The 21,815-nt window shown below is 60.4% G+C and carries 22 protein-coding genes; 19 read left to right on the top strand and 3 right to left on the bottom strand.

The genetic code is table 11. From position 1 onward, the window contains the following. Positions 1 to 104 precede the first annotated feature (104 nt). Genes ACT5M9_RS08650 through ACT5M9_RS08625 form a run of 6 tightly spaced genes read left to right on the top strand, consistent with a single transcriptional unit; the run spans position 105 to position 6,372 of the window. Entirely contained in the window at positions 105 to 617 is a 513-nt protein-coding gene (locus ACT5M9_RS08650) for a GspH/FimT family pseudopilin (RefSeq protein ID WP_457981975.1), read from the top strand. Further along, the gene (gene pilV, locus ACT5M9_RS08645) at positions 608 to 1,027 is read left to right on the top strand and encodes a type IV pilus modification protein PilV (RefSeq protein WP_457981976.1); all 420 of its coding nucleotides are present in this window, start codon (positions 608 to 610) and stop codon (positions 1,025 to 1,027) included. Before ACT5M9_RS08650 ends, pilV begins: the two co-directional genes overlap by 10 nt. Then, positions 1,024 to 2,106: a PilW family protein gene (locus ACT5M9_RS08640; RefSeq protein ID WP_457981978.1), complete on the top strand. Its 1,083-nt coding sequence runs from the start codon at positions 1,024 to 1,026 to the stop codon at positions 2,104 to 2,106. Before pilV ends, ACT5M9_RS08640 begins: the two co-directional genes overlap by 4 nt. A gap of 5 nt (positions 2,107 to 2,111) precedes the next feature. After that, positions 2,112 to 2,582: a PilX N-terminal domain-containing pilus assembly protein gene (locus ACT5M9_RS08635; RefSeq protein ID WP_496590647.1), complete on the top strand. Its 471-nt coding sequence runs from the start codon at positions 2,112 to 2,114 to the stop codon at positions 2,580 to 2,582. Between the two features lie 14 nt (positions 2,583 to 2,596). After that, entirely contained in the window at positions 2,597 to 5,968 is a 3,372-nt protein-coding gene (locus tag ACT5M9_RS08630) for a pilus assembly protein (RefSeq protein WP_457981980.1), read from the top strand. After that, a complete protein-coding gene (locus ACT5M9_RS08625) occupies positions 5,950 to 6,372 on the top strand; it encodes a type IV pilin protein (RefSeq protein WP_457981981.1) in 423 nt (140 codons plus the stop codon). The genes ACT5M9_RS08630 and ACT5M9_RS08625 overlap by 19 nt, the downstream gene beginning before the upstream one ends. A 1-nt stretch (position 6,373) precedes the next feature. On the opposite strand, the gene ACT5M9_RS08620 is transcribed toward ACT5M9_RS08625, so the two are convergent. Further along, entirely contained in the window at positions 6,374 to 6,757 is a 384-nt protein-coding gene (locus ACT5M9_RS08620; protein WP_457981983.1) for a type IV pilin protein, read from the bottom strand. 94 nt (positions 6,758 to 6,851) lie between these two features. Between ACT5M9_RS08620 and ACT5M9_RS08615 the strand changes: the two genes are divergently transcribed. The 8 genes from ACT5M9_RS08615 (at position 6,852) to luxS (ending at position 14,499) form a co-directional block, all read left to right on the top strand. Beyond that, positions 6,852 to 7,385, top strand: coding sequence for a GspH/FimT family pseudopilin (locus ACT5M9_RS08615; RefSeq protein WP_520395675.1), 534 nt, complete (start codon positions 6,852 to 6,854; stop codon positions 7,383 to 7,385). Continuing rightward, entirely contained in the window at positions 7,379 to 8,023 is a 645-nt protein-coding gene (locus tag ACT5M9_RS08610; protein ID WP_457981987.1) for a PilW family protein, read from the top strand. The genes ACT5M9_RS08615 and ACT5M9_RS08610 overlap by 7 nt, the downstream gene beginning before the upstream one ends. A 1-nt stretch (position 8,024) precedes the next feature. Further along, a complete protein-coding gene (locus ACT5M9_RS08605) occupies positions 8,025 to 9,152 on the top strand; it encodes a hypothetical protein (RefSeq protein ID WP_438550647.1) in 1,128 nt (375 codons plus the stop codon). Positions 9,153 to 9,164: 12 nt separating this feature from the next. Continuing rightward, positions 9,165 to 11,264, top strand: coding sequence for a prepilin-type N-terminal cleavage/methylation domain-containing protein (locus ACT5M9_RS08600; RefSeq protein WP_457981989.1), 2,100 nt, complete (start codon positions 9,165 to 9,167; stop codon positions 11,262 to 11,264). A gap of 86 nt (positions 11,265 to 11,350) precedes the next feature. Next, the gene (locus ACT5M9_RS08595) at positions 11,351 to 12,973 is read left to right on the top strand and encodes an NAD+ synthase (protein WP_457981991.1); all 1,623 of its coding nucleotides are present in this window, start codon (positions 11,351 to 11,353) and stop codon (positions 12,971 to 12,973) included. Between the two features lie 9 nt (positions 12,974 to 12,982). After that, complete coding sequence (gene glnB / locus ACT5M9_RS08590; RefSeq protein ID WP_005308848.1) at positions 12,983 to 13,321, top strand: nitrogen regulatory protein P-II; 339 nt, start codon at positions 12,983 to 12,985, stop codon at positions 13,319 to 13,321. A 26-nt stretch (positions 13,322 to 13,347) separates the two neighbouring features. Continuing rightward, complete coding sequence (locus ACT5M9_RS08585; RefSeq protein ID WP_457981992.1) at positions 13,348 to 13,971, top strand: transglycosylase SLT domain-containing protein; 624 nt, start codon at positions 13,348 to 13,350, stop codon at positions 13,969 to 13,971. 18 nt (positions 13,972 to 13,989) lie between these two features. Beyond that, complete coding sequence (gene luxS / locus ACT5M9_RS08580) at positions 13,990 to 14,499, top strand: S-ribosylhomocysteine lyase (protein ID WP_457981994.1); 510 nt, start codon at positions 13,990 to 13,992, stop codon at positions 14,497 to 14,499. Between the two features lie 65 nt (positions 14,500 to 14,564). On the opposite strand, the gene ACT5M9_RS08575 is transcribed toward luxS, so the two are convergent. Next, positions 14,565 to 15,587: a GGDEF domain-containing protein gene (locus tag ACT5M9_RS08575; protein WP_457981995.1), complete on the bottom strand. Its 1,023-nt coding sequence runs from the start codon at positions 15,585 to 15,587 to the stop codon at positions 14,565 to 14,567. Positions 15,588 to 15,720: 133 nt separating this feature from the next. Between ACT5M9_RS08575 and rnr the strand changes: the two genes are divergently transcribed. From rnr to ACT5M9_RS08550, 5 genes are all read left to right on the top strand, one after another. Further along, on the top strand, positions 15,721 to 18,114 hold the full coding sequence (gene rnr / locus ACT5M9_RS08570) for a ribonuclease R (RefSeq protein ID WP_457981996.1): 2,394 nt from the start codon (positions 15,721 to 15,723) through the stop codon (positions 18,112 to 18,114). After that, positions 18,111 to 18,860: a 23S rRNA (guanosine(2251)-2'-O)-methyltransferase RlmB gene (gene rlmB / locus ACT5M9_RS08565; protein WP_100861589.1), complete on the top strand. Its 750-nt coding sequence runs from the start codon at positions 18,111 to 18,113 to the stop codon at positions 18,858 to 18,860. Before rnr ends, rlmB begins: the two co-directional genes overlap by 4 nt. A 5-nt stretch (positions 18,861 to 18,865) precedes the next feature. Next, entirely contained in the window at positions 18,866 to 19,432 is a 567-nt protein-coding gene (locus ACT5M9_RS08560) for a Crp/Fnr family transcriptional regulator (RefSeq protein ID WP_457981998.1), read from the top strand. Between the two features lie 56 nt (positions 19,433 to 19,488). Beyond that, positions 19,489 to 19,941 carry a GNAT family N-acetyltransferase gene (locus ACT5M9_RS08555; RefSeq protein WP_457982000.1) on the top strand — a complete coding sequence of 151 codons (453 nt, stop codon included), beginning with the start codon at positions 19,489 to 19,491 and terminating at the stop codon, positions 19,939 to 19,941. Positions 19,942 to 20,038: 97 nt separating this feature from the next. Then, positions 20,039 to 20,875 carry an EamA family transporter gene (locus ACT5M9_RS08550; protein ID WP_457982002.1) on the top strand — a complete coding sequence of 279 codons (837 nt, stop codon included), beginning with the start codon at positions 20,039 to 20,041 and terminating at the stop codon, positions 20,873 to 20,875. 19 nt (positions 20,876 to 20,894) lie between these two features. On the opposite strand, the gene ACT5M9_RS08545 is transcribed toward ACT5M9_RS08550, so the two are convergent. Then, the gene (locus ACT5M9_RS08545; protein ID WP_457982004.1) at positions 20,895 to 21,743 is read right to left on the bottom strand and encodes an alanyl-tRNA editing protein; all 849 of its coding nucleotides are present in this window, start codon (positions 21,741 to 21,743) and stop codon (positions 20,895 to 20,897) included. Between the last annotated feature and the right edge of the window lie 72 nt (positions 21,744 to 21,815).

Here is a 21,815-nt window from a genome sequence, read left to right as displayed (position 1 = left end):
TGCCTTGCTGACATTAACAATACCAGCAACTCTGATTAAACTTTCTTCATCATCTCACCAATACCGCCCCCAACCATGGATGGAATCGAAGGAGGGTTTGGCTGGTGCACAACAGGATGTTTGCGCCTCTCGGCTTCACGCTCATCGAGCTGATGGTCACCGTAGCACTCTTGTCTATCCTGCTCATGCTGGGAGTCCCTTCCTTTAACTCCTTGATCAAAAGCATGAACCTGACGACCCAGGCGAATCAGTTCGTGGCATCAGTCCAACTGGCGCGCAGCGAGGCGGTTCGACGCAATCGGAATGTGCTGTTGTCGGCTCAGGCCGGTAATGCCGCTCTCCACTGGGAGAGGGGATGGCAGGTGTGGAGCGACAACAATGGCAACGGTAGCCTGGATGCAGGGGAGCTGATCCGCCAGTTTGGCTCGCTCGAAGGGAATACCCTGAGCAGCGACACGGCAGTGTTGCGCTTTACCAACACTGGCTTTCTCGACGGCCGTACCCCCCAGGGACATATCTTCAGCCTGACGCCAACCTCCTGTTCGGGGGAGATGGCGCGGGATATCAGCATCAATGGAACCGGCCATCCGTCGGTTGAGGAGTCTGCATGCCTGTGAGGCGCGAGACTGGTTTTTCGTTGCTGGAGGTGATGATCGCCGTGCTGGTGCTGTCGGTCGGCATCCTCGGCATGGCAACACTCCAGTTGCAGGCTCTCAAGAGCAACCAGTCCGCCCTGAGCAGTACCGAAGCCACCCAGTATGCAAACCTGATCGGCGATCTGATGCGGGCCAATCGCAGCGCCGCCTTGGCTGGCCAGTACGATATTGCACTGGGCGAGCGGGCATCGGGGGCGACGGCTGCCGTGGCGGATCTTCAATACTGGAAACAGACGCTCGGCTCCCTGCCGCAGGGGGATGGCGCCGTGGTCGTCAGCCAGGGGCGGGCCACCATCAGCGTGCAATGGCAGGGGGGGCGTCAGGCGGGCGAACCCGCACAGCGTGTCCTCGTCGTGAGGACTGAGCTGTGAACGGCCCCTCAAGACGCTATCAGGCCGGGGTCGGCCTGGTCGAGGTGATGATAGCCCTGCTGCTCTCCCTGTTCACCGTGGGGGTGATCATCCAGGTATTCCTCGGCAATCACCGTACCTTCCTGATCACCGAAGCGGTTGCCAGGGCACAGGAGGAGAGCCGCTTTGCCCTCAACCTGTTGCAAAAAGAGCTGCGCCAGGCCGGGTATCTGGGGTGTATCAGCAAGCAGGGGGTCACCATCACCAGCACCCTGAGCGCCACGACGACCCCCTACGACTTCAGTATCCGGATCCGTGGCTATGACAATCTGGGCAGTACCCTGCCTTCGGCCATCTCGGGTCTGTTCGTGGCGAGCGAACCCAAACCGCGCAGCGGCAGCGATCTGCTGCTGATCCAGAGCCCGGTCGGCAACGGCGTCCCCGTGATACGCAACAACAGCGCCGCCCAGTTGTTTGCCCAGCTCCTGTCGACCAAGGCCAACTACTGCGCCCCCAACAAGCCTGCTTACAGCGATTTCTGTGAGGGGGACATCGTCATGGTATCCGACTGCCAGAAGGCAAGGGTCTTCCAGATCACCAATGTGCAGGCCGCCGGAGGGGAGCTCAACATCAACCACTCCAACAGCAACAGCTATGTACCCGGGAATTCGGTGAGCTCCTGGGGGGGAAGCAGTGCCCCGGCCGAGGAACGGTTCGGACCGGGTTCGCTGCTTCATCGCCTGGAAACGCGACTCTACTACATAGCTCGTCCGGCGGCCGATCGTCCCTGGACCCTCTATCGCAAGAACGGCAGCGCAGCGGGCGTTCCCGTCGTGGACGGGATCACCGATCTACAGCTCACCTATGGCGAGGATCGCAACAGGGATCGTGCTGCCGACACCTATGTCGCCGCAGGTTCCGTGAACAACTGGGACAATGTGATGAGTATCGGGATCGCATTATTGCTGCGCAGCAACCAGGGCGGAGTGCTCTCCTCGCCTCAGTCGGTCAGCTTCGCCGGTGGAACCTTCCAGAGCCCGGACAACCACTGGTATTGGGCCACCGAGACCACGGTAGCGTTGCGCAACCGGATCCCCTAGGAGGCATGATGAGACAAAGAGGCATGGTGCTCATTCTGAGCCTCATTTTCCTGGCGGTGGTGAGCCTGTTGGCGATGGCCGCCATGCGTGGTGGCGTGCTGCAGGAGAAAATGGCAGGGAATTATCAGGAGAGCCTGCAGGCATTTCAGGCCGCCGAGGCGGCCTTGCGGGGGGCCGAGCGCTATATCGAAGGGGGGACGGCAGGGCCCTTCAACAACAGCGGAGGGCTCTATGAGTTGGTGGATTCGGCCGTGGATCCGCTAGCATCGGCCACCTCGTGGCGCAGCCACAACATCGGTGGTCAAGGGCACTCGCCCGAGTACTTTATCGAACGCCTGCCATATACCCAGAGCAGAACTGAGAATCTGGCTGCGGACGAGCCCCAGGGCGAACGTCGCCTCTATCGCATTACGGCCAGGGGATTTGGCCTGTCCAATGAGAGTTTCGTGCTGTTGCAGTCAACCTACAGTCGTTAGGAGGGGGAGCAAGGATGCGTACATCATCGTGGATGCTGCTGGGGTTGCTGCCGCTCACGGCGCAGGGGGCGCTCGATATCGCCCAGACTCCTCTCTATCTGGGCACCCGTGCCGAGCCCAATATCATGTTCACGCTGGACAACTCGAGTTCGATGCTCTCCGAGGTCATGCCGGAAGAGCTGGTCCCCTCCAGCCTCAGTATTTTCTTCATCTATCCCAGAGCCGACGAGGTTTATGGCACCTATGACTGGAGCAACAGCACGGTCACATTCGCCACCACGAATGATCTCAACGCCTACAGCCGTTCGAGTCAGAACAACAAGCTCTACTACAACCCCCTGTTGACCTATCGTCCCTGGGCCAATGCGGATGGCACTCTGATGGCGAATGCCAGCACCAGCTGCGCGCCGCACAATCCGACCAACACCACGGCGGGCTGTCGCGATCTGACCAAAAATAACAAGCAGCGGGCCGACTACTACACGAATTTTTCCTCCGGCTACAACAGGAACGCCGAGGAGACATTCTGGCCGGCCGTTTATTTCTCCTACAAGGGAAGCGGTGACCTGAAGAAGGCGGGCAGCTATACCCGGGTCGAGATCAAGTCTGGCAGTACCTATGACAGCCGGCCGAATCGCAGCGATTGCAAGACCGCCCCCGTCTGTACCTATGCGGAGGAGATCCAGAATTTCGCAAACTGGTATACCTATTACCGCTCCAGAATACTGGCCGCCCGGGCCGGGGTCGGGCGGGCCTTCGCCAGTCAGGGGAATACCCTCAGGGTGGGGTTCACCACCATCAACAGTGGCAGCACCATGCTGCGCAGCGTGGCTCCATTTAGCGGTACTCAGCGCACCGGGTTCTTCACGGACCTCTATAACGGCAAATTCAACGGCATAAATTACACCCCGCTGCGAACCAGTCTCCAGGATGTGGGCAACTACTTCTCCCGAACAGACAACAACGGCCCCTGGGCAACCAGCGCAGGCAGCACGGCGGCGCACCTGACCTGTCGCCAGAGTTACAACATCCTGATGACGGACGGGTACTGGAGTGAGGGTCGCTCTTACAACCCGAGTCCTGCGGTCGGTGATGTGGACAAGGATGGGACCGCCGACACCTTGGCCGACGTGGCCCTCAATTACTGGAAGACGGATCTGCGCACGGATCTGGCCAACAAGGTGCCGACCAGCACGGCGGATCCTGCGAATTGGCAGCACCTGGTCAACTTCACGGTAGGGCTGGGCGTCAATGGCACTCTCAACCCTGTCAACGGGGTACCGAGCACTTGGCCTGATCCCTATGATTCCGATGCGAAGAAGGTGGATGATCTGTGGCATGCGGCAGTCAACAGCAAGGGAGGCTTCTTCAGTGCCGCAGACCCAGATACCTTTGCCACCGCCCTCAGCAACACCCTGGCCCAGATCGCCTCACGCACCAGCTCGGCCAGTTCGGTGACGGCCAACGCGAGTCGGCTCGACAGCAATACTCACATCTATCAGGCCCGTTACAACAGTGGGGACTGGTCCGGTCAGCTCATCGCCATCCCGCTCGATGATAGTGGGGCTCTGGAGAGCCAGACTTGGGATGCGGCCGCCGTCATGCCGGCTCCTGCTGCTCGCCGGATCTTCACCTTGCAGGGGGGGGCCGGTATCAACTTCACCTGGAGTGACCTCAATGCAACGAACAAGGCATTGTTCGCCATCAGTGGAGACTCTCTGGGTGAGGCCAGGGTGAACTACCTGCGTGGCGATCGCAGTCGTGAACAGGGGCGCGGAGGGACCTTCAGGGATCGCAGCTCGGTATTGGGAGACATCATCAACTCGGATCCCGTTTATGTGGGACGCCAGGATTATGGATATGGCTCGGCAGGTGGCTTGACCCAGACCGAACGGGAGCGCTATGCCGCCTTCCTGAGCTCGACTCTGGTGACCGGACGTCCACCCATGCTCTATGTCGGGGCGAATGACGGTATGTTGCATGGATTCAGGGCCAGCGACGGCGTGGAGACCATGGCCTATGTACCCGCATCCCTGCTCGGGGGATTGGCCCCCTTGACCCAACTGGGTTATGCCCATCGCTACTATGTGGATGGTTCACCCAGAGTTGGCGATGCCTATCTGAATGGCGGCTGGAAGACTGTTCTGCTGGGCAGCACGGGCGCCGGTGGCAAGGCCGTGTTTGCCCTCAACGTGACCAACCCCGCGGATATGGCAGCCAGCAATGTGATGTGGGAGTTCAACAGCAGTAGCAATGCCGAGATGGGGGTAGCGCTCTCTGTGCCGACTCTGGGGAGGGTCAAGGCCGGTGACAAGTGGGTAGCTCTGGTGGCCAACGGCTACAACAGCCAGAGTCAGGTCGCCAGGCTATTTGTTATCGACTTGGCGGATGGCAGCCTCATCAAGGAACTGAGTACCGGTGTTGGTTCGAGCACGGCTCCAAATGGCCTGTCGAGCCCACTGCCGGTAGATGTGGATGGAGACAAGCTGATCGACTATGTCTATGCGGGGGATCTGCAGGGCAACCTGTGGAAATTTGATCTGACCGCCACTAACAGCAATCAATGGAAGTCGGCGCTCACTACCGGGAATGGCAATAACCAGGTCGCGGCACCCTTGTATCAGGCTTGTGATGGTACCTGCTCCGCCACGACTCGCCAGCCCATCACGATCCGGCCACTGGCGCTGCGCCACCCCAATGGGGGGGTCATGATCCTGTTTGGCACGGGGAGCTATTTTACCAACGATGACAAGAGCCTGCCGAGCACGCCTCGGGTTGATGCCGTGTACGGGATCTGGGATGCCAATGGCCAGACCACGACCATCACGGCCAATCAGCTGCAGAGTCAGTCGATCACCAATGAGTTGGCGGCCAATGGCACCACTCGAAAGTTCAATGTTCGGGTAGTCTCCAACAGCACTGTGGATTACAGCGCACGCAAGGGGTGGTCACTTCGGCTGATCTCGCCGGGCCTTGCCAAGGGGGTGGGGGAGCGTCAGGTGGCGGAGATGTTGTATCGCCACAAGCGATTGATCTTCAACACCCTCATCCCCTCATCCGATGCTTGTGATTTCGGTGGGCGTTCCTGGTTGATGGAGATCGATCCCTTCTCGGGGGCCCGCCTCAGTTATTCGGTGTTCGATGTCAACGGCGATAATGCCATCAACGATGACGATTATGTCGATGTGCCCGATGGCAATGGGGGAACCACCAAGGTGCCCGCCAGCGGCAAGCAGTTTGATGAGCTGACAACGACCCCGAGCGTGGTGGAGGATGGCGAGGTGGAGCGCAAGTACATGAGCGGCTCCAGTGGCAATGTGTCGGTGACCCTTGAAGAAGGGGCTGGTGATCAAGGGGGAAGGCAATCTTGGATTCAGCTGGACTGAGTAAGGAAGGGGGATTCTCCCTGCTGGAACTGATGATAGTGGTGGTGGTGGTCGCGATCCTCTCTGCGGTCGCCTATCCCAGCTACCAGAGTCATATCGCGGCGTCACGCCGGGCCGAGGCGAAGGCCGCTTTAGTTGAAGCGGCCCAATACATGGAGCGGGAATTCACGCTGACGGGGGGATACGGCTCGGCCAATCTTGCTTCGGCCGGGCTGAGTACCTTGCCGCGAGGTGGTGGCTCGACCTATTACCAGTTGGCCGTGAACGCCAGTGGCGCGGCCTTCACCCTGACGGCTACTCCTACTGGGGGCATGGGTGGCGATGAGTGTGGCATCCTGATGCTGGATCAGTTCGGGCGACAAAGCGTTTCAGGCGCCTCCGATACTGCAGCGGACTGTTGGTAATTCACTTCCAGCATTCTGCTGGCGTCTTCTGATCGGCCTTGTCGATATACATATTGGCGCAACCAGTGTCGCCGCTCTGGGCTCCTTTAGCCTGCGCTATCAGCTTGTAGGTTACGGTGTTAGTTGATGCCGAAACGACGTCAAAACTGTAGTAGTCGCTAGGGGGATTACCAAGATCCGCCTTATTTTTACTGTATTCAGAATTGGTAATCCGATATTCCTCCTGCTTTAGCTGCATGGTGAGCAGGCCCTTGATTGCCTCGGCGCGGCGGGATTTCTGCAATCCATCGGTAAAACTTGGGTAGGCGATAGCCGCCAGGATGGCGACAACGGCTACCACGATCATCAGTTCTAGGAGAGTAATACCAGATTGTTTGGTTCTCATGGGCTGCACGCCTCTGGAAACGGGTTGATACTATAGGATAGTACCGACAATGTGCCTTACCGACACGAGCAAAAAGAAAGGAGTCTTGAGCCAAATGGTGCGCACAGATGGACATTATTCCGGTTTCACATTGATCGAGTTGCTCATCGCGCTGACGGTGATCGCCTTGTTGCTGGCCGTGGCTGTCCCCAGCTACCACTCACTGCGGCAGGAGCATATGGTCAGGGCTGCGACTCAAGCCATCTATACGGATGTCATGCTGCTCAAGTCAGAGGCGGTCAAGCGCAACAGGTCGCTGGATCTTCTCCTTTTCAACAGCGGGACGAGTAACTGGTGCTATCGTGTTCATATCGATGGTAGCTGTGCCAGTTGTGCTGACACCTGTTCCAGCATCGAGGGGAGAAAGGGTGCCGACGCCAGCGATTTTCCCGGCATCAGCTTGGTGGTGAGCTACAGCGAGTCGGCAACCAATATCAGACCCCTCAATATATCTCCCCGCCGAGGTTCTCTGACAGCAGGCAATATCGCCATCTCATCAGGAAACTACGCAATGCAGGTTGTGACCAATAGTGTTGGTCGAGTGCGGACTTGTGCTGTCAGCAATGTGAGCGGGGTGCCGACATGTTGAGGAAACATGCGGGCTTCAGCCTGGTGGAGCTGATGGTCGCCATGGTAGCGGGTTTGCTGTTGGTTGCAGCGGTGACGACGCTTTTTGCGACCATTCTCAGAGCAAACAGTACGGCCATGAAGGTGAGTCGGCTCAATCAGGAGATGCAAGCCATCACCGACATGATGGCTCGTGATATAGAACGTGCCGGCTATGATGCCAGTGCGGCCACCGCCACCCGACTGGTTTCGGGGGCAGCGCCTTCCCCTTTCTATTTCGACGCAAGCAGCGATTTGCTGGATGAGACTGCTACGGGCTCCAAGATTTATCGCTGCATCAGAATCCGTTATGACGACAATGCAAATGGGGTGCTCAACAACAGTGCCTCCAGCGGTCTTGAAACTCGCCTGTATAGTTACAGCACTGCCAGCAAAGGGGTCAAGTTGGCGACTGATGCGAGTGCGGCTTGCGATAGCGGAAGCCTCATTTCTACCGACAACACCATAGAGATTACTCAGCTTACCTATAGCTTGCTCGCGAGTAGCCAGGTGAGTGGCGCCAGGGCCATCCAGCTCAATATATCAGGGCAATACAAGGACAATACTGCGCTGACCTTGAATCTGCAGCGCGATATCAAACTGCGCAACAATGGGTACTGACATGAGAACCCAGACTGGTTTCACTACCTTCACGGTTACCCTGATCCTGGTGCTGATCCTGCTGGCGGTTTCCCTGCTGGTCGGCAAACTGCTGGTGGCCGATCGACGGGTCACTCTGAACGAAACGCTCTATCGGCAGGTGATGGCGCTGGCAGAGCAGGGGCTTTCCTATGGTTTTGGCCGAGTATCCGGTGAGGGCTCTTCTTGCCCTTCATCTCCTGCTTGGTCAGGGAGTTCATGGTCTCCATCAGGGGCTGGTGGGTCCTATACCCTGACGGTGGAATGTGTTACCCCATTCCCTGTGGTGGTCGGGGGGACAGCACTCATCGCCCCGGTGCGTATCCGCTCTGTGGCCAATCTGGATAACAGTCAGGCCCAAGCCGTGGTTGAGGCGCAATATGTTCAGGGCAGTGTCCTGGCTGGAACTCCCGCCGCCCCCCTGACCGTTGCCGGTGGCATGGCCGTCGGCGGGAATTTTACCGTGGTGGCTAATCCCAATGGGGGAGGGCTGGGAGTGCCGCTCTCCATCTGGACCAATGACTATGTAGATCTCAATAACGGCTCGGGCCAGACCTGTAATCAGGGGGATTACTCCGGCAGTTGCAGTGCCAACATCAGTCAGGCGGGCAACAAGCAATCGGATATCAAAGACAGTGATCCCGCTTTTCCGAGCGATCTGGTCTGGTATCTGTTCAATGAGAACAATGACGCAGCTGGCTGGTCGAACATAGAGTCCAAGGCCAATCAGATCGTCAATAACTGCAACGGGCTGGGGCCAACCACGACGGGGCTCATCATCGTCAAGGGTGATTGCAGCCCCGGGGCCAATATCGGCTCTCAAGCTGCCCCCGTCGTGCTTATCATCAAGGATGGCAGCCTGACCATCAATGGCAACCGCCAGCTATATGGGTTGGTATTTGCATACTCTTCCAACCCTGCTACCGCAACCACGGATATCAAGCTCACCGGTGGGGCCATTGTCAACGGGGCGCTGGCAGCGAACTTCAAGCTGGGTCAGTCCAATGGCACCTACGATGCTAAATATGATGAGGCAGTATTGAGCAACATCAAGACTGGTGCCGCCTTCCAGACCCTTAAGCAGGTGCCGGGTAGCTGGCGCGACTGGTAGAGGATGAAAAAGATGAAATGGCAAAAGGGATTTGGCCTGCTCGAGATTCTGGTGACTCTGGTCGTACTGGGGGTGGGTGTAGCCGGTCTGGTGATACTTTCCAAGTCGACGCTGACGGCTTCCCAGGATGGGCGGCGCTATGAAATAGCCATGCGCCTCGCCGAGTCCAAGATAGATGAGTTTCAAAATTTCAACGGCCTGGTAACGGCGACTGCGCCGCTCACGACTTATAACGCCATCGCTAGCGGCAATGCGACCAAGAGCCAATCCGGCGACAGTTATACCTTGGCTTGGACGGTGACCAATCAATATTGGAACGGGGCTACCTCTGCATGGCAGAACATGGCCCCGGCAGGGTATTTGCTTAACTATCCGGGGCGAAAACAGATCGATACGACGGTCAGCTGGACCAACAGTGAAGGTGGAACGGCTTCCGTGGCGCTCACTGGCTATGTCTCACCCATGGAATCGCTGACGGCCAAGCAGTTGAATGGCGGGCTGGACACAACCCGGGAAGGGCCAAAGATAAGTTATACCCCAGGGGTGGCACCAGATGTCATCTCCATCGATCTTGGCAACGGCAGCAAGCAGGAGACCAGCAAGCCTTCTCCAACCGTGGTGGCCAAGAACAATGTGGTTGGTAAGGAGGTCCAGTTTGAAACTGTGACCTACAAGCCGGCCGTACAGGGGAATACCCAGCAGATCCAGCAAGACATGACCTCGGTCAGTTGCGGCTGCAGTTATGGCTCAACTCTCAGTGCCTATCTGCCCGGTCAGGCATACAGCACCACCTCCAATCAGCTGTACTGGAACATTGGCGCACTGCAGAGCAAACAAACCGGGACCGTCAGCGGCAACAACCAGCCCGCGCTCTGTACCAGTTGTTGCAAGGATCATTTTGATGGTTCGGGGGGGAGTTTCACCAGCTACTATGCGCCGCTCAATACCGGCCGCCAGCGTTACAACAGTTCTCTCAGTCTGGTCGGCAGCGGGAGCTATATCGATGCCTGCCGTTTCGTTCGGCTGGATGGATACTATCGCCCCCTGCCGGATTGGAACCTGGTAAAGGTCATCGTCACCACCTCGGACTTCCTGGCAAAGTCGGCGAATCAGGTCAGCTACCAGAATTACATCCAATATGTGGTCAAGACCTATATTGACTGGCAGAAGCAGACCCTGAACTGGACATCAAACCCGACGGCGACAGCACCGACGATCAGCGATTTTCCGACCTGGCTTCAAACGCCTGCCAATGTCGCGGCTGGCGGGGATAACAGCACGGGGATCACGGTGAGCACGGGGACGCGCCAGCTGATTGCCCGCGGTATCTACGTCGATATCCTGAACCCGACCTACCTGACCGGGATCGATACCAGCGTGACCGGCTATCTGGCGAGAGTGCCCTTTCAGGATATCAACCTGACCATGCTGGCGGAGTGGTCCATGACCCCGCTCAGCGGTCAGTTGACGGGTGCAGTGACTGATTACGCCACCGTCAGCAATGAACCGGTCGATACCATAGTCGATCTCAATAACTATTATTTCGGCAGCTACAGCCGAGGTTATCTGGCGACCAAAAAATCCACCAAGGATGCCAGCCAGAATCTGCAGGAGGTGAAAGTAAAGGCCACCGTCTATCAGGGCAATTCGGGGATCACCGCCACCCTGATCTCTCCGAGGGATCAGAGTCTGGCTCTTGGTACTGAACTGGTCGTCAAGATAGATACCGGCGCGGTGACACAGCCCCCGCTGACGGTGACGGGCAAGATCCAGTGCCTGGAGAAAACCAAGAACAATGACCCAACTCCCACCTCCTGCAAGAAGAATGTATTCAATAACCTGTCGATGAGTACCTCGACTACTGGTGCAAGTTGCCAGATAGACAAGCCGAGCAGTGATAACCAGACGGCCATATACACCTGTACGGCGGCGCAGAACAGCACTCTGGTGGTGAGTTTCTCCTACTCGGGCAACACCACCTTCCTGCTCAAGCCCAGCTCTTTGAGCATCCCCATGACGCCACCGGCCAGCGGTCAGGTCATCAGCGGCCCCTGCACCCTGCTGGTGGACAACGGTGTCACCAATGCAGCAAACCTGACCTGCTCTCCTTAGAGACGGTCCGCGGGGTCAAGGCGCTGGCACAGCCAGCGCCTTTTCTTTATCATTCCCCATCATTTTCGAATTCAAGACGCATCGCCATGGCAAAAGCCCTCTCTCTGATGCTTGCCCAGTTAAATCTGACGGTAGGCGCCATCGAAGACAACTGTGACAAGGTGCTGGCCGCGGCCGCCGAGGCGGACGCCCAGGGTGCCGACCTGTTGGTCTGCTCCGAGCTGGCGCTGACCGGTTATCCGCCGGAGGACTTGCTGCTGCGGGCCGACCTGATGATCCGGGTCGAGGCCGCGCTGGTTCGCATCTCTGCTTGGGCAGGCCAGTGCGCGATCCTGGTGGGGCATCCCTGGCATGAAGAGGGGGCGCTCTACAATGCCGCCTCTCTCTTCGAGCAGGGCAGGCTTACGGCCCGCTACTTCAAGCAGGATCTGCCGAACTACGGGGTATTCGACGAGAAGCGCTACTTCAGCGCAGGCTCAGAGACTTGCGTGGTGCCGTTCCGAGGTCATCGGCTGGGCTTGCTTATCTGCGAAGATCTGTGGCAACCGGGTCCGGCCATGGCAGCCAAGAGCGCCGGTGCCGAGCTGCTGCTCACCATCAACGCGTCCCCTTATGACAGAGAGAAGCCCTGGATCCGCCGCGAGCTGATAGAGGAGCGCTGCGACCAGACCGGTCTGCCGCTGGTCTACCTCAATCAGGTGTGCGGTCAGGATGAGCTGATCTTCGACGGCTGCTCCAAGGTGTTCAACGGCCAGGGCGAGTTGACCCACAAGCTGGCTCCCTTTGCCGAAGAGCTGGCGCTGGTACGCTTCGAGCAGGGCCAGCCGGTGAAGGAGAAAGAACCCGCCGCTTCCCTCGAGCCCCTTGCCGAGGTCTATCAGGCGCTGGTGCTGGCGGTGCGCGACTATGTCACCAAGAACGGTTTCCAGGGCGCCGTGCTGGGCCTCTCCGGCGGTATCGACTCCGCCCTGACCCTGGCCATTGCCGCCGATGCCATCGGCACCGACAAGGTGCAGGCGGTGATGATGCCGTTCCGCTATACAGCCCAGATGAGCGTGGAGGATGCCAAGGAGCAGGCCGAGCGGATGGGGGTGGAGTTTGACATCATCTCCATCGAACCCATGTTCGAGGGCTTCATGACCCAGCTTGCCCCCTTGTTCGAGGGCACGACCAGAGACACCACGGAAGAGAACCTGCAGGCCCGCTGCCGCGGCGTACTCCTGATGGCGCTCTCCAACAAGCGCCGCCGCATTGTGCTGACCACGGGCAACAAGAGCGAGATGGCGGTGGGCTATGCGACCCTGTACGGCGACATGGCTGGCGGTTTCGATGTGCTGAAAGACGTCCCCAAGACGCTCGTCTTCAAGCTATGCGAATATCGCAACACGGTCGATTACGTGATCCCGCAGCGGGTCATCGACCGTCCCCCCTCGGCCGAGCTGGCACCGGATCAGGTGGATCAGGACAGCCTGCCCCCCTACGACACCCTGGATGCCATCCTCAAGCGTTATGTGGAGGAGGACGCCTCGGTCGCCGAGCTGGTGGCGGAAGGCTTCGAGGAGGCGGTGGTGCGCAAGGTGATCCGGCTGGTGGATCTCAATGAATACAAGCGCCGTCAGGCGGCCGTCGGGCCCCGCATCACGGCCCGCAACTTTGGTAAGGATCGCCGTTACCCCATCACATCCGGGTTTGGCAAACAGAACTGGTAAGGAGTCACCATGAAGAAGATTGAAGCCATCATCAAACCGTTCAAGCTGGACGATGTGCGCGAGGCCCTGGCCGAGATCGGCATCAACGGCATGACCGTCTCCGAAGTCAAAGGCTTTGGCCGCCAGAAGGGCCACACCGAGCTCTATCGTGGTGCCGAGTACATGGTGGATTTCCTGCCCAAGGTCAAAGTGGAGCTGGTGGTGCAGGACGAGGACCTCGACGCTTGCCTTGAAGCCATCCAGAACACCGCCCGTACCGGCAAGATAGGTGATGGCAAGATCTTCGTCTGTGAGGTGGAACGTGTCATTCGTATTCGTACCGGTGAAGAGAACGAAGACGCTATTTGATGTTGGGTTTGTCTCGGAAGTTTGACATGCGCGAAGTGGCTCTCCCGCTGATGGGGACACGCTTCGTGGTGGCGATGGGCCTGCTGATGGGCTTGACCGCCTGCAGCACCACGCCGCCAGCCCAGCCGGAGAACCTGTGCCAGATCTTTCGAGAGAAGCCGGACTGGCACAAGGCGGCGCTCAGGATGAACGAGCGCTGGGGCACACCGGTGCAGGTGGTGATGGCCATGATGTATCAGGAGTCCTCCTTCGTACACGATGCCCAGCCGCCGATGCAGTATTTCCTCTTCATCCCGACGGGTCGCGCCAGCTCCGCCTACGGCTATGCCCAGGTGAAGGATGAGACCTGGGATGACTACCAGCGGGAGACCGGCAACGGCTGGAGCGATCGGGATGACTTCGCCGACGCCATCGATTTTATGGGCTGGTACACTAACAAGGCCCAGCGGCTGAACGGCACCTCCAAGTGGGATGCCTACGGCCAGTATCTCAATTACCATGAAGGCTGGGGTGGCTACCGGCGTGGCAGCTACCGCAGCAAGGGGTGGCTGATGAAGGTCTCCCGCAAGGTGGAGGCCCGCGCCCAGCGCTACGGCGCCCAGTATCGACAATGCAAGGATCAGCTTCCCAGCGGGGGCTGGTTCTCGTAACCAAATCAGGAGTCAGAAATGCCGTTATTGGACAGTTTTACCGTCGACCATACCCGTATGGAAGCCCCGGCAGTGCGGGTCGCCAAGACCATGCAGACCCCGCACAAGGACACCATCACGGTGTTCGACCTGCGTTTCTGCGTGCCGAACCAGGAGATCCTCTCCGAGCGCGGCATCCACACCCTCGAGCACCTGTTCGCTGGCTTTATGCGGGATCACCTCAATGGCGACGGCGTCGAGATCATCGATATCTCCCCCATGGGCTGCCGTACCGGCTTCTACATGAGCCTGATCGGTGCACCGGATGAGGCCCGGGTGGGTGCCGCCTGGAAAGCCGCCATGAGCGACGTGCTGACCGTGCAGGAACAGGGCAAGATCCCCGAGCTGAACGAATACCAGTGCGGTACCTATGCCATGCACTCCCTGGAGGAGGCCCACGACATCGCCCGCCAGGTGCTGGAGCGCGGCATCGGCGTCAACCACAACGACGAACTGGCCCTGCCGGAAGAGAAGCTCAAGAGCCTCTGAGGTCGAGTGTGCTTGTGAAATGAAGAAGGCCGGTCATCTTGACCGGCCTTCTTGTCATTGGGCGCTCAGGCGGGGAGCGGCATCACCCGGTTGCGGCCGAGCGCCTTGGCCTTGTAGAGCAACTTGTCGGTGCGCTCGATCAACGCATCCGCCGTCTCCTGGCCGCTGTGTTCACCCACGCCGAAGGAGGCGGTGATGTGATCGATGCGCCGGCCGGACTTGCGATCCAGGATGGACATCTTCTCGATGGCCCGGCGCAGGCTCTCCGCCATCTGGCGGGTCAGCGCCAGGGAGCGGCGCGGTGCCAGCAGGGCAAACTCCTCGCCGCCGAGGCGGTAGGCGGTGATCCCCTCCTTGCTCGCCTCCTTCAGCCGCTTGCCGAAGATGCGCAGCACCTGATCCCCCAGCAGATGGCCATATTCGTCGTTGAAGTTCTTGAAGCGATCGATGTCGACCATGATCAAGGAGAAGGGCTGACGGCTGCGGATCAGGCTGTCCACCTCCAGATCGAAGGCGCGTCGATTGAGCAGACTGGTGAGGGTGTCTTCGGTGGCCAGCTTGCGGGTCTCGCTCAACGCCTCCTTCAGCTCCTTGATCTCCTTCTCGGCGCTGCTGAGCTGATTGCGAAAATGCAGGGTGGAGAGGCGTACGTCCCTGGACTCGCGCACCAGCTCCCGCAGTATGGCCATGGTGTCATCCAGGCTGATCCCCTCATCGTCGATGAGGCTGAGCTTGTCGAAACTCTTGTCCAGCATGGCCTGGAACTGGCCGGTGTCGACCAGGGCATCCTGCATGGAGTGGCTGAGCTCATTGGCCATGGCGGCCAGGTTAAGCTTCATGGTCTCCATCTGCTGCTCGTCCTGGGTGGCGAGATGCTGATGGTAGAGGCGCTCACAGGTGGTGAGGGAGAAGGTGCCCTGCTGCTTGATCGCCTGATCGACGGCGCTGTTGAGCTCGGGCATGTCGCCGGAGACGTAGTTGTACCAGAGATGGTAATTATTCGGGGTGGTGGGGATTTGATACTTGATCATCAGGGGAACCGCCTGCTTCAAATAGGCGGCAGATTGGGCAAACGAATCCTTGCTCATGAGTTCCGAGTCTCACATACCTGCAAACTGCGGTCAGTATGACAGAGAGATTGGCCAAAAGGCAGTCGATGGATGCCATTAGCTCCCCCCTTCGATATAATGTCTGCGTTATTCCTTATTCAAAGGCCTGCTTATGTCTCAAAAAGATCCTTTCCTCCAACGCGAGGCCGAAAAATACGAAAACCCCATCGCCAGCCGCGAGATGCTGCTGGAGCTCATCAAGGGCCATGAGAAACCCATGTCCCGGGAAGAGCTGGCCAAGGTCCTCAAGCTGACCGACGAAGAGCCGTTGGAAGCCTTGCGCCGTCGTCTGCGCGCCATGGAGCGTGACGGACAGCTGGTCTTCACTCGCAACCAATGTTACGCCCTGCCGGATCGTCTGAATCTGGTGAAAGGCTATGTGCTCGGCCACAAGGACGGTTTCGGTTTTCTGCGCCCGGAAGGTGGTGGAGCGGATCTCTTCCTGAACAACCGCGAGATGCAGCGCCTGATGCACGGTGACTACGCCCTGGTGCAGCCTACCGAGATCGATCGCAAGGGCCGCCAGGAGGCGCGTCTGGTGCGTCTGCTCAAGTCCCGCGAGGCAGACATCGTCGGTCGCTACTTCGTCGAGAACGGTGTGGGTTTCGTGGTGCCGGATGACAGCCGGATCGGCCAGGACATCATCATCCCGGAAGGGGAGAACAAGGGAGCCCGCCAGAGCCAGGTCGTCGTCGTGCGCATCAACCAGCGCGCCAGCGCCCGTTTCAACGCGGTCGGCACCGTGCTGGAAGTGCTGGGGGAGAACATGGCCCCTGGCATGGAGATCGAGATAGCCCTGCGCACACACGGCATTCCCCATACCTGGCCGGAAGAAGTGACCAAGGAGATCGCGGGTCTGGGCGAGCAGGTGCCGGAGAAGGCCAAAGAGGGTCGCATCGACCTGCGCGCCCTGCCGCTCATCACCATAGACGGGGAAGATGCCCGCGACTTCGATGACGCCGTATTCTGTGAGGCCAAGCGCGGTGGCGGCTGGCGTCTCTGGGTGGCCATCGCCGACGTGTCCGCCTACGTGCGTCCCGGCACGGCGCTGGATGCCGAGGCCTATCAGCGCGGCAACTCAGTCTACTTCCCCGAGTTCGTGGTACCCATGCTGCCTGAGGTGCTCTCCAACGGCCTCTGTTCCCTGAACCCGCAAGTGGACCGTCTGTGCATGGTGTGCGAGATGACCATCTCCGCCGCCGGCCGCATGTCCGGCTACAAGTTCTACGAGGCCGTGATGAACTCCCATGCCCGCATGACCTACACCAAGGTGGCGGGGATCCTGGATGGTGAGCCCAAGCTGCGTCAGCAGTACGAGCCGCTGATCGGCCACATCGAGGAGCTCAACAACCTCTACAAGGCCCTCAAGCACGCCCGTCACCAGCGCGGCGCCGTGGAGTTCGAGAGCGAGGAGACCCGCTTCATCTTCAACGCCCAGCGCAAGATCGATCGCATAGTGCCGCTGGTGCGCAACGACGCCCACAAGATCATCGAAGAGTGCATGATCCAGGCGAACGTGGCGGCCGCCCGCTACATCGAGAAGAACGAGGCCGCCGCCCTATTCCGCACCCACGATCGTCCGGGTGAGGAACGTCTGACCGGCTTCCGCGACTTCCTGGCCGAACTGGGCCTGGAGCTCAAGGGGGGACTCGAGCCCGAGCCGAAGGACTTCGCCGAGCTGGCCGCCAAGTTTGAAGGGCGCCCTGATGCGGAGCTGCTCTCCACCATGTTGCTGCGCTCCATGCGTCAGGCCGTCTATCAGGCCGACAACATAGGTCACTTCGGTCTGGCCCTGAAGTCTTACGCCCACTTCACCTCGCCGATCCGTCGCTATCCGGACCTCATCCTGCACCGCGCGATCAAATACCAGACCGCCAAGGAGCAGCAGGGCAACCTGCGCCACAAGTGGACGCCGAGCGGTGGTTATCACTACCAGCTGGACGAAGTGGATCCCATGGGCGAGCACTGCTCCATGACCGAGCGCCGTGCCGACGACGCCACCCGGGACGTGGCCGACTGGCTCAAGTGTGAGTACATGCTGGATCACGTGGGTGACGAGTTCGACGGCGTCATCGCCAGCGTCACCGGTTTCGGCTTCTTCGTGCGCCTCGCCGAGATCCACATCGACGGCCTGGTGCACGTCAGCACCCTCACCAACGACTACTACCAGTTCGACCCGTTGCACCAGCAGCTGATCGGCGAGAACTTCCGCCGCCGCTACCGCCTGGGTGACAAGGTCAGGGTCAAGGTGATGGGCGTGAACCTGGACGATCGCAAGATCGACTTCGTGATGGTGGAAGAACCCCTCAAGGCCACCGGCAAGAACGCCAAGGAGATGGCGCGCAAGCAGGCCGAGATCAAGAAAGAGAAGGCCAAGAGCGCCCAGCGCCACGAGAAACGCAAGGAGAGCAAGGAGGGCGTCAAGGCCGACAAGGGCGGCCGCGCCAAACCCAGCAACAGACGACCGGGCAAGAAGGCCCGCGACAAGGCCAAGAGCACTAAATGAGTACTGAACTGATCTACGGCATCCACGCTGTATCCGCGCTGCTGGAGCGCACCCCGGAGCGTTTCATCGAGGTATGGGCCCTCAAGGGCCGCGATGACGACCGGCTGCAACCCTTGCTGGACGAGCTGGAATCCCTCGGCCTCAAGGTGCAGAGCGTGAACCGCAAGACACTCGACGACAAGGCAGAGGGCAACAATCATCAGGGCATCATGGCCAAGGTGATCGAGGCACCCAAGCTGGCCGAGCACGACCTGGCCAGCCTGCTGGACGGCCTGGCCGAGCAAAAGGCCGAGCCCTTCCTGCTGGTGCTGGACGGGGTGACCGACCCGCACAATCTCGGCGCCTGCCTGCGCAGCGCCGATGCGGCTGGCGTTCATGCGGTCATAGTGCCGCGGGACAAGGCCACAGGCCTGACCTCCGTGGTGCGCAAGGTCGCCTGTGGCGCCGCCGAGGTGGTGCCCCTCATCCAGGTCACCAACCTGGCCCGCAGCCTGCGGGAGCTGCAGGAGCGCGGCGTCTGGATCGTCGGTACCGCCGGCGAGGCGGATCACGACGTGTTCCAGGCCAAACTCACCGGCCCCATGGCGCTGGTGATGGGGGCCGAGGGCAAGGGCATGCGCCGCCTCACTCGCGAGCATTGCGACGAGCTGGTGAGCATCCCCATGGCGGGGGCCGTCTCCAGCCTCAACGTCTCGGTGGCGACCGGCGTCTGCCTGTTCGAAGCCGTGCGTCAGCGCCGCGGCTGAGCCAGATGGACAGACCCCAGTTCAGTCTGGAGAGGGTCGTGAATGAGCAGGAGGCCGAGCGCCTCCTCTCTTTTGCCCGCTCGCTGACGCTTGCCCCCAAATCCTGTCTCTGGCATGCGGGGGAGAGCCCGGATCTACTGGTCAGGGTGGAGCAGGGACTGCTGCGGGCCAAGGTAGTGCTGGCGGACGGCCGCGAGTACATCAAGGAGTTCTATTGGGAGGGGGACGAGTTCATCGACTTTCACCATCAGCTCTCGGGAGAACCCGCCCGCTACAGCGTGGAGGCGCTGGAGCCCTGCCGGTTGCAGCTCTTCTCCCTGTCCTCCCTGCGCACGCTCTCCTGCTGGCCGGACTGGTATCACCACCTGCTGGCGGTGCAGTTGAGGATCAAGGAAGAAAAAGAGCTGTTGCTGCTGACCGAGAGCCCCCAGGCCCGCTACCAACACTTCTTGCAGAGCTTCCCCGCCCTGAATGCCAGGGTGCCGGATCACCAGATAGCCGCCTACCTCGGCATCAGCCCCATCAGCCTCAGCCGCATTCGCAAGCGGCTCAAGGGTCTTAACCAAGGTTAATGCCGACGCTGGCCCGGCCGTTTATGCTGGCGGGCCGGATCGTTAAGGAGTTGTCGATGAATTGGAGTCTCAAGCCCTGGTGTGACCTCACCACGGACGAACTGTATGAGCTGCTTGCCTTGCGCGCCGAGGTGTTCGTGGTGGAGCAGACCTGCCCCTTCCAGGATCTGGACGGGCTGGATCGCCGCGACGGCGTGTTGCACCTGCTCGGTTATGAGGAGGGGCATCTGGCGGCCTATGCCCGCATCATGGCCCCCGGCATAGGGGACGAGCAGGGCAGCGCCATCGGCCGGGTCGTCACCTCGCCCCGCTCTCGCGGGGATGGCCTGGGTCACCGCCTGCTGGCCGAAGCCGTCAGAGGCTGTGAGCGTCATTGGCCGGCGCACTCCATCTGGCTCGGCGCCCAGGCTCATCTGCAGGGCTTCTACGGCCAGCACGGCTTCGTGGCAGAAGGAGAGGGCTATATAGAAGACGACATTCCTCATATGGGGATGCGCAAGGCTCTCTGAGCCGATATCAAGTACAGGGCACCTTCATGAGATGGCTCCCACATCGGTGCGCCACAAACGGGTATGATGCCAGCCCCGAACCGATTGGAGCCCTGTCGTGACCCCTTCCATCTTCGCGGCCATACTGCTGGCCGCCCTGTTGCACGCGCTCTGGAACGCGCTGGCCAAGCGCCAGGCCGCGGGCCGGGTCAGCGTGCTGCTGGTCTCCCTCTGTTCCGGGTTGTTCTGCCTGCCCTTTTTGCCCCTGGTGGGGCTGCCCGCATCGGCCGAATATCCCTGGCTCGCACTCTCCATCTTGCTGCACAGCGGCTACTGCCTGTTCCTCGGCCGAGCCTATCGGTTGGGGGAATTTGGCCAAGTCTATCCGCTGGCCCGAGGCAGTGCGCCCCTGCTGACCCTGCTGCTCGGGGCCTTGCTCTTGGGGGAGTGGCCTGGGCCATCTGCGGCCATGGGGGCCCTGGTGCTGGTGAGCGGCGTCTTGCTGATGGCCTGGCGCGGTGGCATCAGGCTGGCGCCGGCGGCACTGGTCGCCGTGCTGATCACGGCGATGTTCACCGCTGCCTATACCCTGTCCGATGGCATGGGGGCCCGCTCGGCCGGTGAGCCCATACGTTACACCCTCTGGCTGTTCACCCTGACGGCGCTGCTGATGCCGCTGTTGATGCGCTGGCAGAGCCGTACCTCCTTGCGCAGCCTGAACCGGGCGGACTGGTACTCGGGGGCGATCGGCGGGGCTCTGTCACTGCTTGCCTATGGCATCGTTATCTGGGCCATGACTCAGGCCCCCATCGGATTGGTGGCGGCCCTGCGCGAGAGCAGCGTGCTGTTTGCGGTGCTGCTCTCCTGGCTCTGGCTGGGGGAGAGGTTGGGACGGATCAGGGTGGTGGCCGCCCTAGTGATCCTCGGCGGCATCCTGCTGATCCGCCTCGGCTGACCAGGCCGGCCCGCGCTCTCTAAGGGGAAACCCGGCTCAGCAGGATAAAGCCTTCCTCACAGGGGCTGAGCTGCACGCTGACCCGGCCCAGCTCGCTTAGGCTGCCGACATGGGTGCCGCCGCAAGGGATGGTCAGCTCTTGACCCTCCAGGGTGCAGTGCCAGTAGCGGGAGTCGATGATGGCATCGCCGGCACGAGAGCGGCGGATCTCGCCGCCACTGGCGAGCCAGGCGGCCAGCTGAGCGTTGACCTTCTGCTCGATGAGAGGCAGCTCCGCCAGCAGGGCTTCGCCGTTTACCCCCTTCTTGCGCAGGCTCTTACCTATGCGGTACTGCTCCCGGGAGCCCAGGGGCTCGACCCGGGAAGACTGGATGGCGAGGCGGTCGAAATCCGGTTGGCCCAGGGCATCCCGCTCACTCACCTCCTTGCGCCAGTAAGGCATCAGCACTCGGTTCAGGGCCAGGGCTACCAGGTGGCAGCCGCTGTGACCCAGGCTCAGGGTATGGCGGGCCTTCGCATCCACCCTCAGCTCGACCATGCTGCCGACGGCCAGCTCATGTCTGCCTGCCAGCGGATGCACCACCACGAAGGCCCAGCCTTCGGCACCGCGTTTGACCGGGATATCGAGATCTACGAACAACTCTCCCTCCGGGCTGATGGCGCCCATACGGCAGGGGCCCACATCAGCCTCACCGCCATCCCAGCAAACAGTGCCCGTGTCTCCCGGTTGATCGGGCCAGAGGTGGCTCTGGGGATGGAAGGGGGTGAGGTCGGTCACCAGCAGGGTCGGCTCGCCGGCCTGGCAATAGACCACATTGGCCCGCTCCTGGTGATGGCCCAGCACGAAGCTGGCGCGGCTATGTTCCATAAATGGCTCCCAGGTGATGGGTGAAGAAAGCCGCAGCATACGCCAAAGTGCAGACGGGCTCATTAACCCGCG

The sequence above is a fragment of the Aeromonas sp. AE23HZ002T15 genome, from assembly GCF_054165525.2.
Note: the sequence above shows the minus strand (reverse complement) of the source record. Positions and strands in the feature narration are given on the sequence as shown.

Coding starts and splice junctions, on each gene's coding strand:
- ACT5M9_RS08620 (WP_457981983.1), bottom strand. CDS start 6,757: ATGAGAACCAAACAATCTGGTATTACTCTCCTAGAACTGATGATCGTG.
- ACT5M9_RS08605 (WP_438550647.1), top strand. CDS start 8,025: ATGAGAACCCAGACTGGTTTCACTACCTTCACGGTTACCCTGATCCTG.
- ACT5M9_RS08545 (WP_457982004.1), bottom strand. CDS start 21,743: ATGGAACATAGCCGCGCCAGCTTCGTGCTGGGCCATCACCAGGAGCGG.
- luxS (WP_457981994.1), top strand. CDS start 13,990: ATGCCGTTATTGGACAGTTTTACCGTCGACCATACCCGTATGGAAGCC.
- ACT5M9_RS08610 (WP_457981987.1), top strand. CDS start 7,379: ATGTTGAGGAAACATGCGGGCTTCAGCCTGGTGGAGCTGATGGTCGCC.
- ACT5M9_RS08585 (WP_457981992.1), top strand. CDS start 13,348: ATGCGCGAAGTGGCTCTCCCGCTGATGGGGACACGCTTCGTGGTGGCG.
- ACT5M9_RS08555 (WP_457982000.1), top strand. CDS start 19,489: ATGAATTGGAGTCTCAAGCCCTGGTGTGACCTCACCACGGACGAACTG.
- rlmB (WP_100861589.1), top strand. CDS start 18,111: ATGAGTACTGAACTGATCTACGGCATCCACGCTGTATCCGCGCTGCTG.
- ACT5M9_RS08615 (WP_520395675.1), top strand. CDS start 6,852: ATGGTGCGCACAGATGGACATTATTCCGGTTTCACATTGATCGAGTTG.
- ACT5M9_RS08575 (WP_457981995.1), bottom strand. CDS start 15,587: ATGAGCAAGGATTCGTTTGCCCAATCTGCCGCCTATTTGAAGCAGGCG.
- ACT5M9_RS08560 (WP_457981998.1), top strand. CDS start 18,866: ATGGACAGACCCCAGTTCAGTCTGGAGAGGGTCGTGAATGAGCAGGAG.
- pilV (WP_457981976.1), top strand. CDS start 608: ATGCCTGTGAGGCGCGAGACTGGTTTTTCGTTGCTGGAGGTGATGATC.
- glnB (WP_005308848.1), top strand. CDS start 12,983: ATGAAGAAGATTGAAGCCATCATCAAACCGTTCAAGCTGGACGATGTG.
- ACT5M9_RS08595 (WP_457981991.1), top strand. CDS start 11,351: ATGGCAAAAGCCCTCTCTCTGATGCTTGCCCAGTTAAATCTGACGGTA.
- rnr (WP_457981996.1), top strand. CDS start 15,721: ATGTCTCAAAAAGATCCTTTCCTCCAACGCGAGGCCGAAAAATACGAA.
- ACT5M9_RS08630 (WP_457981980.1), top strand. CDS start 2,597: ATGCGTACATCATCGTGGATGCTGCTGGGGTTGCTGCCGCTCACGGCG.
- ACT5M9_RS08600 (WP_457981989.1), top strand. CDS start 9,165: ATGAAATGGCAAAAGGGATTTGGCCTGCTCGAGATTCTGGTGACTCTG.
- ACT5M9_RS08635 (WP_496590647.1), top strand. CDS start 2,112: ATGATGAGACAAAGAGGCATGGTGCTCATTCTGAGCCTCATTTTCCTG.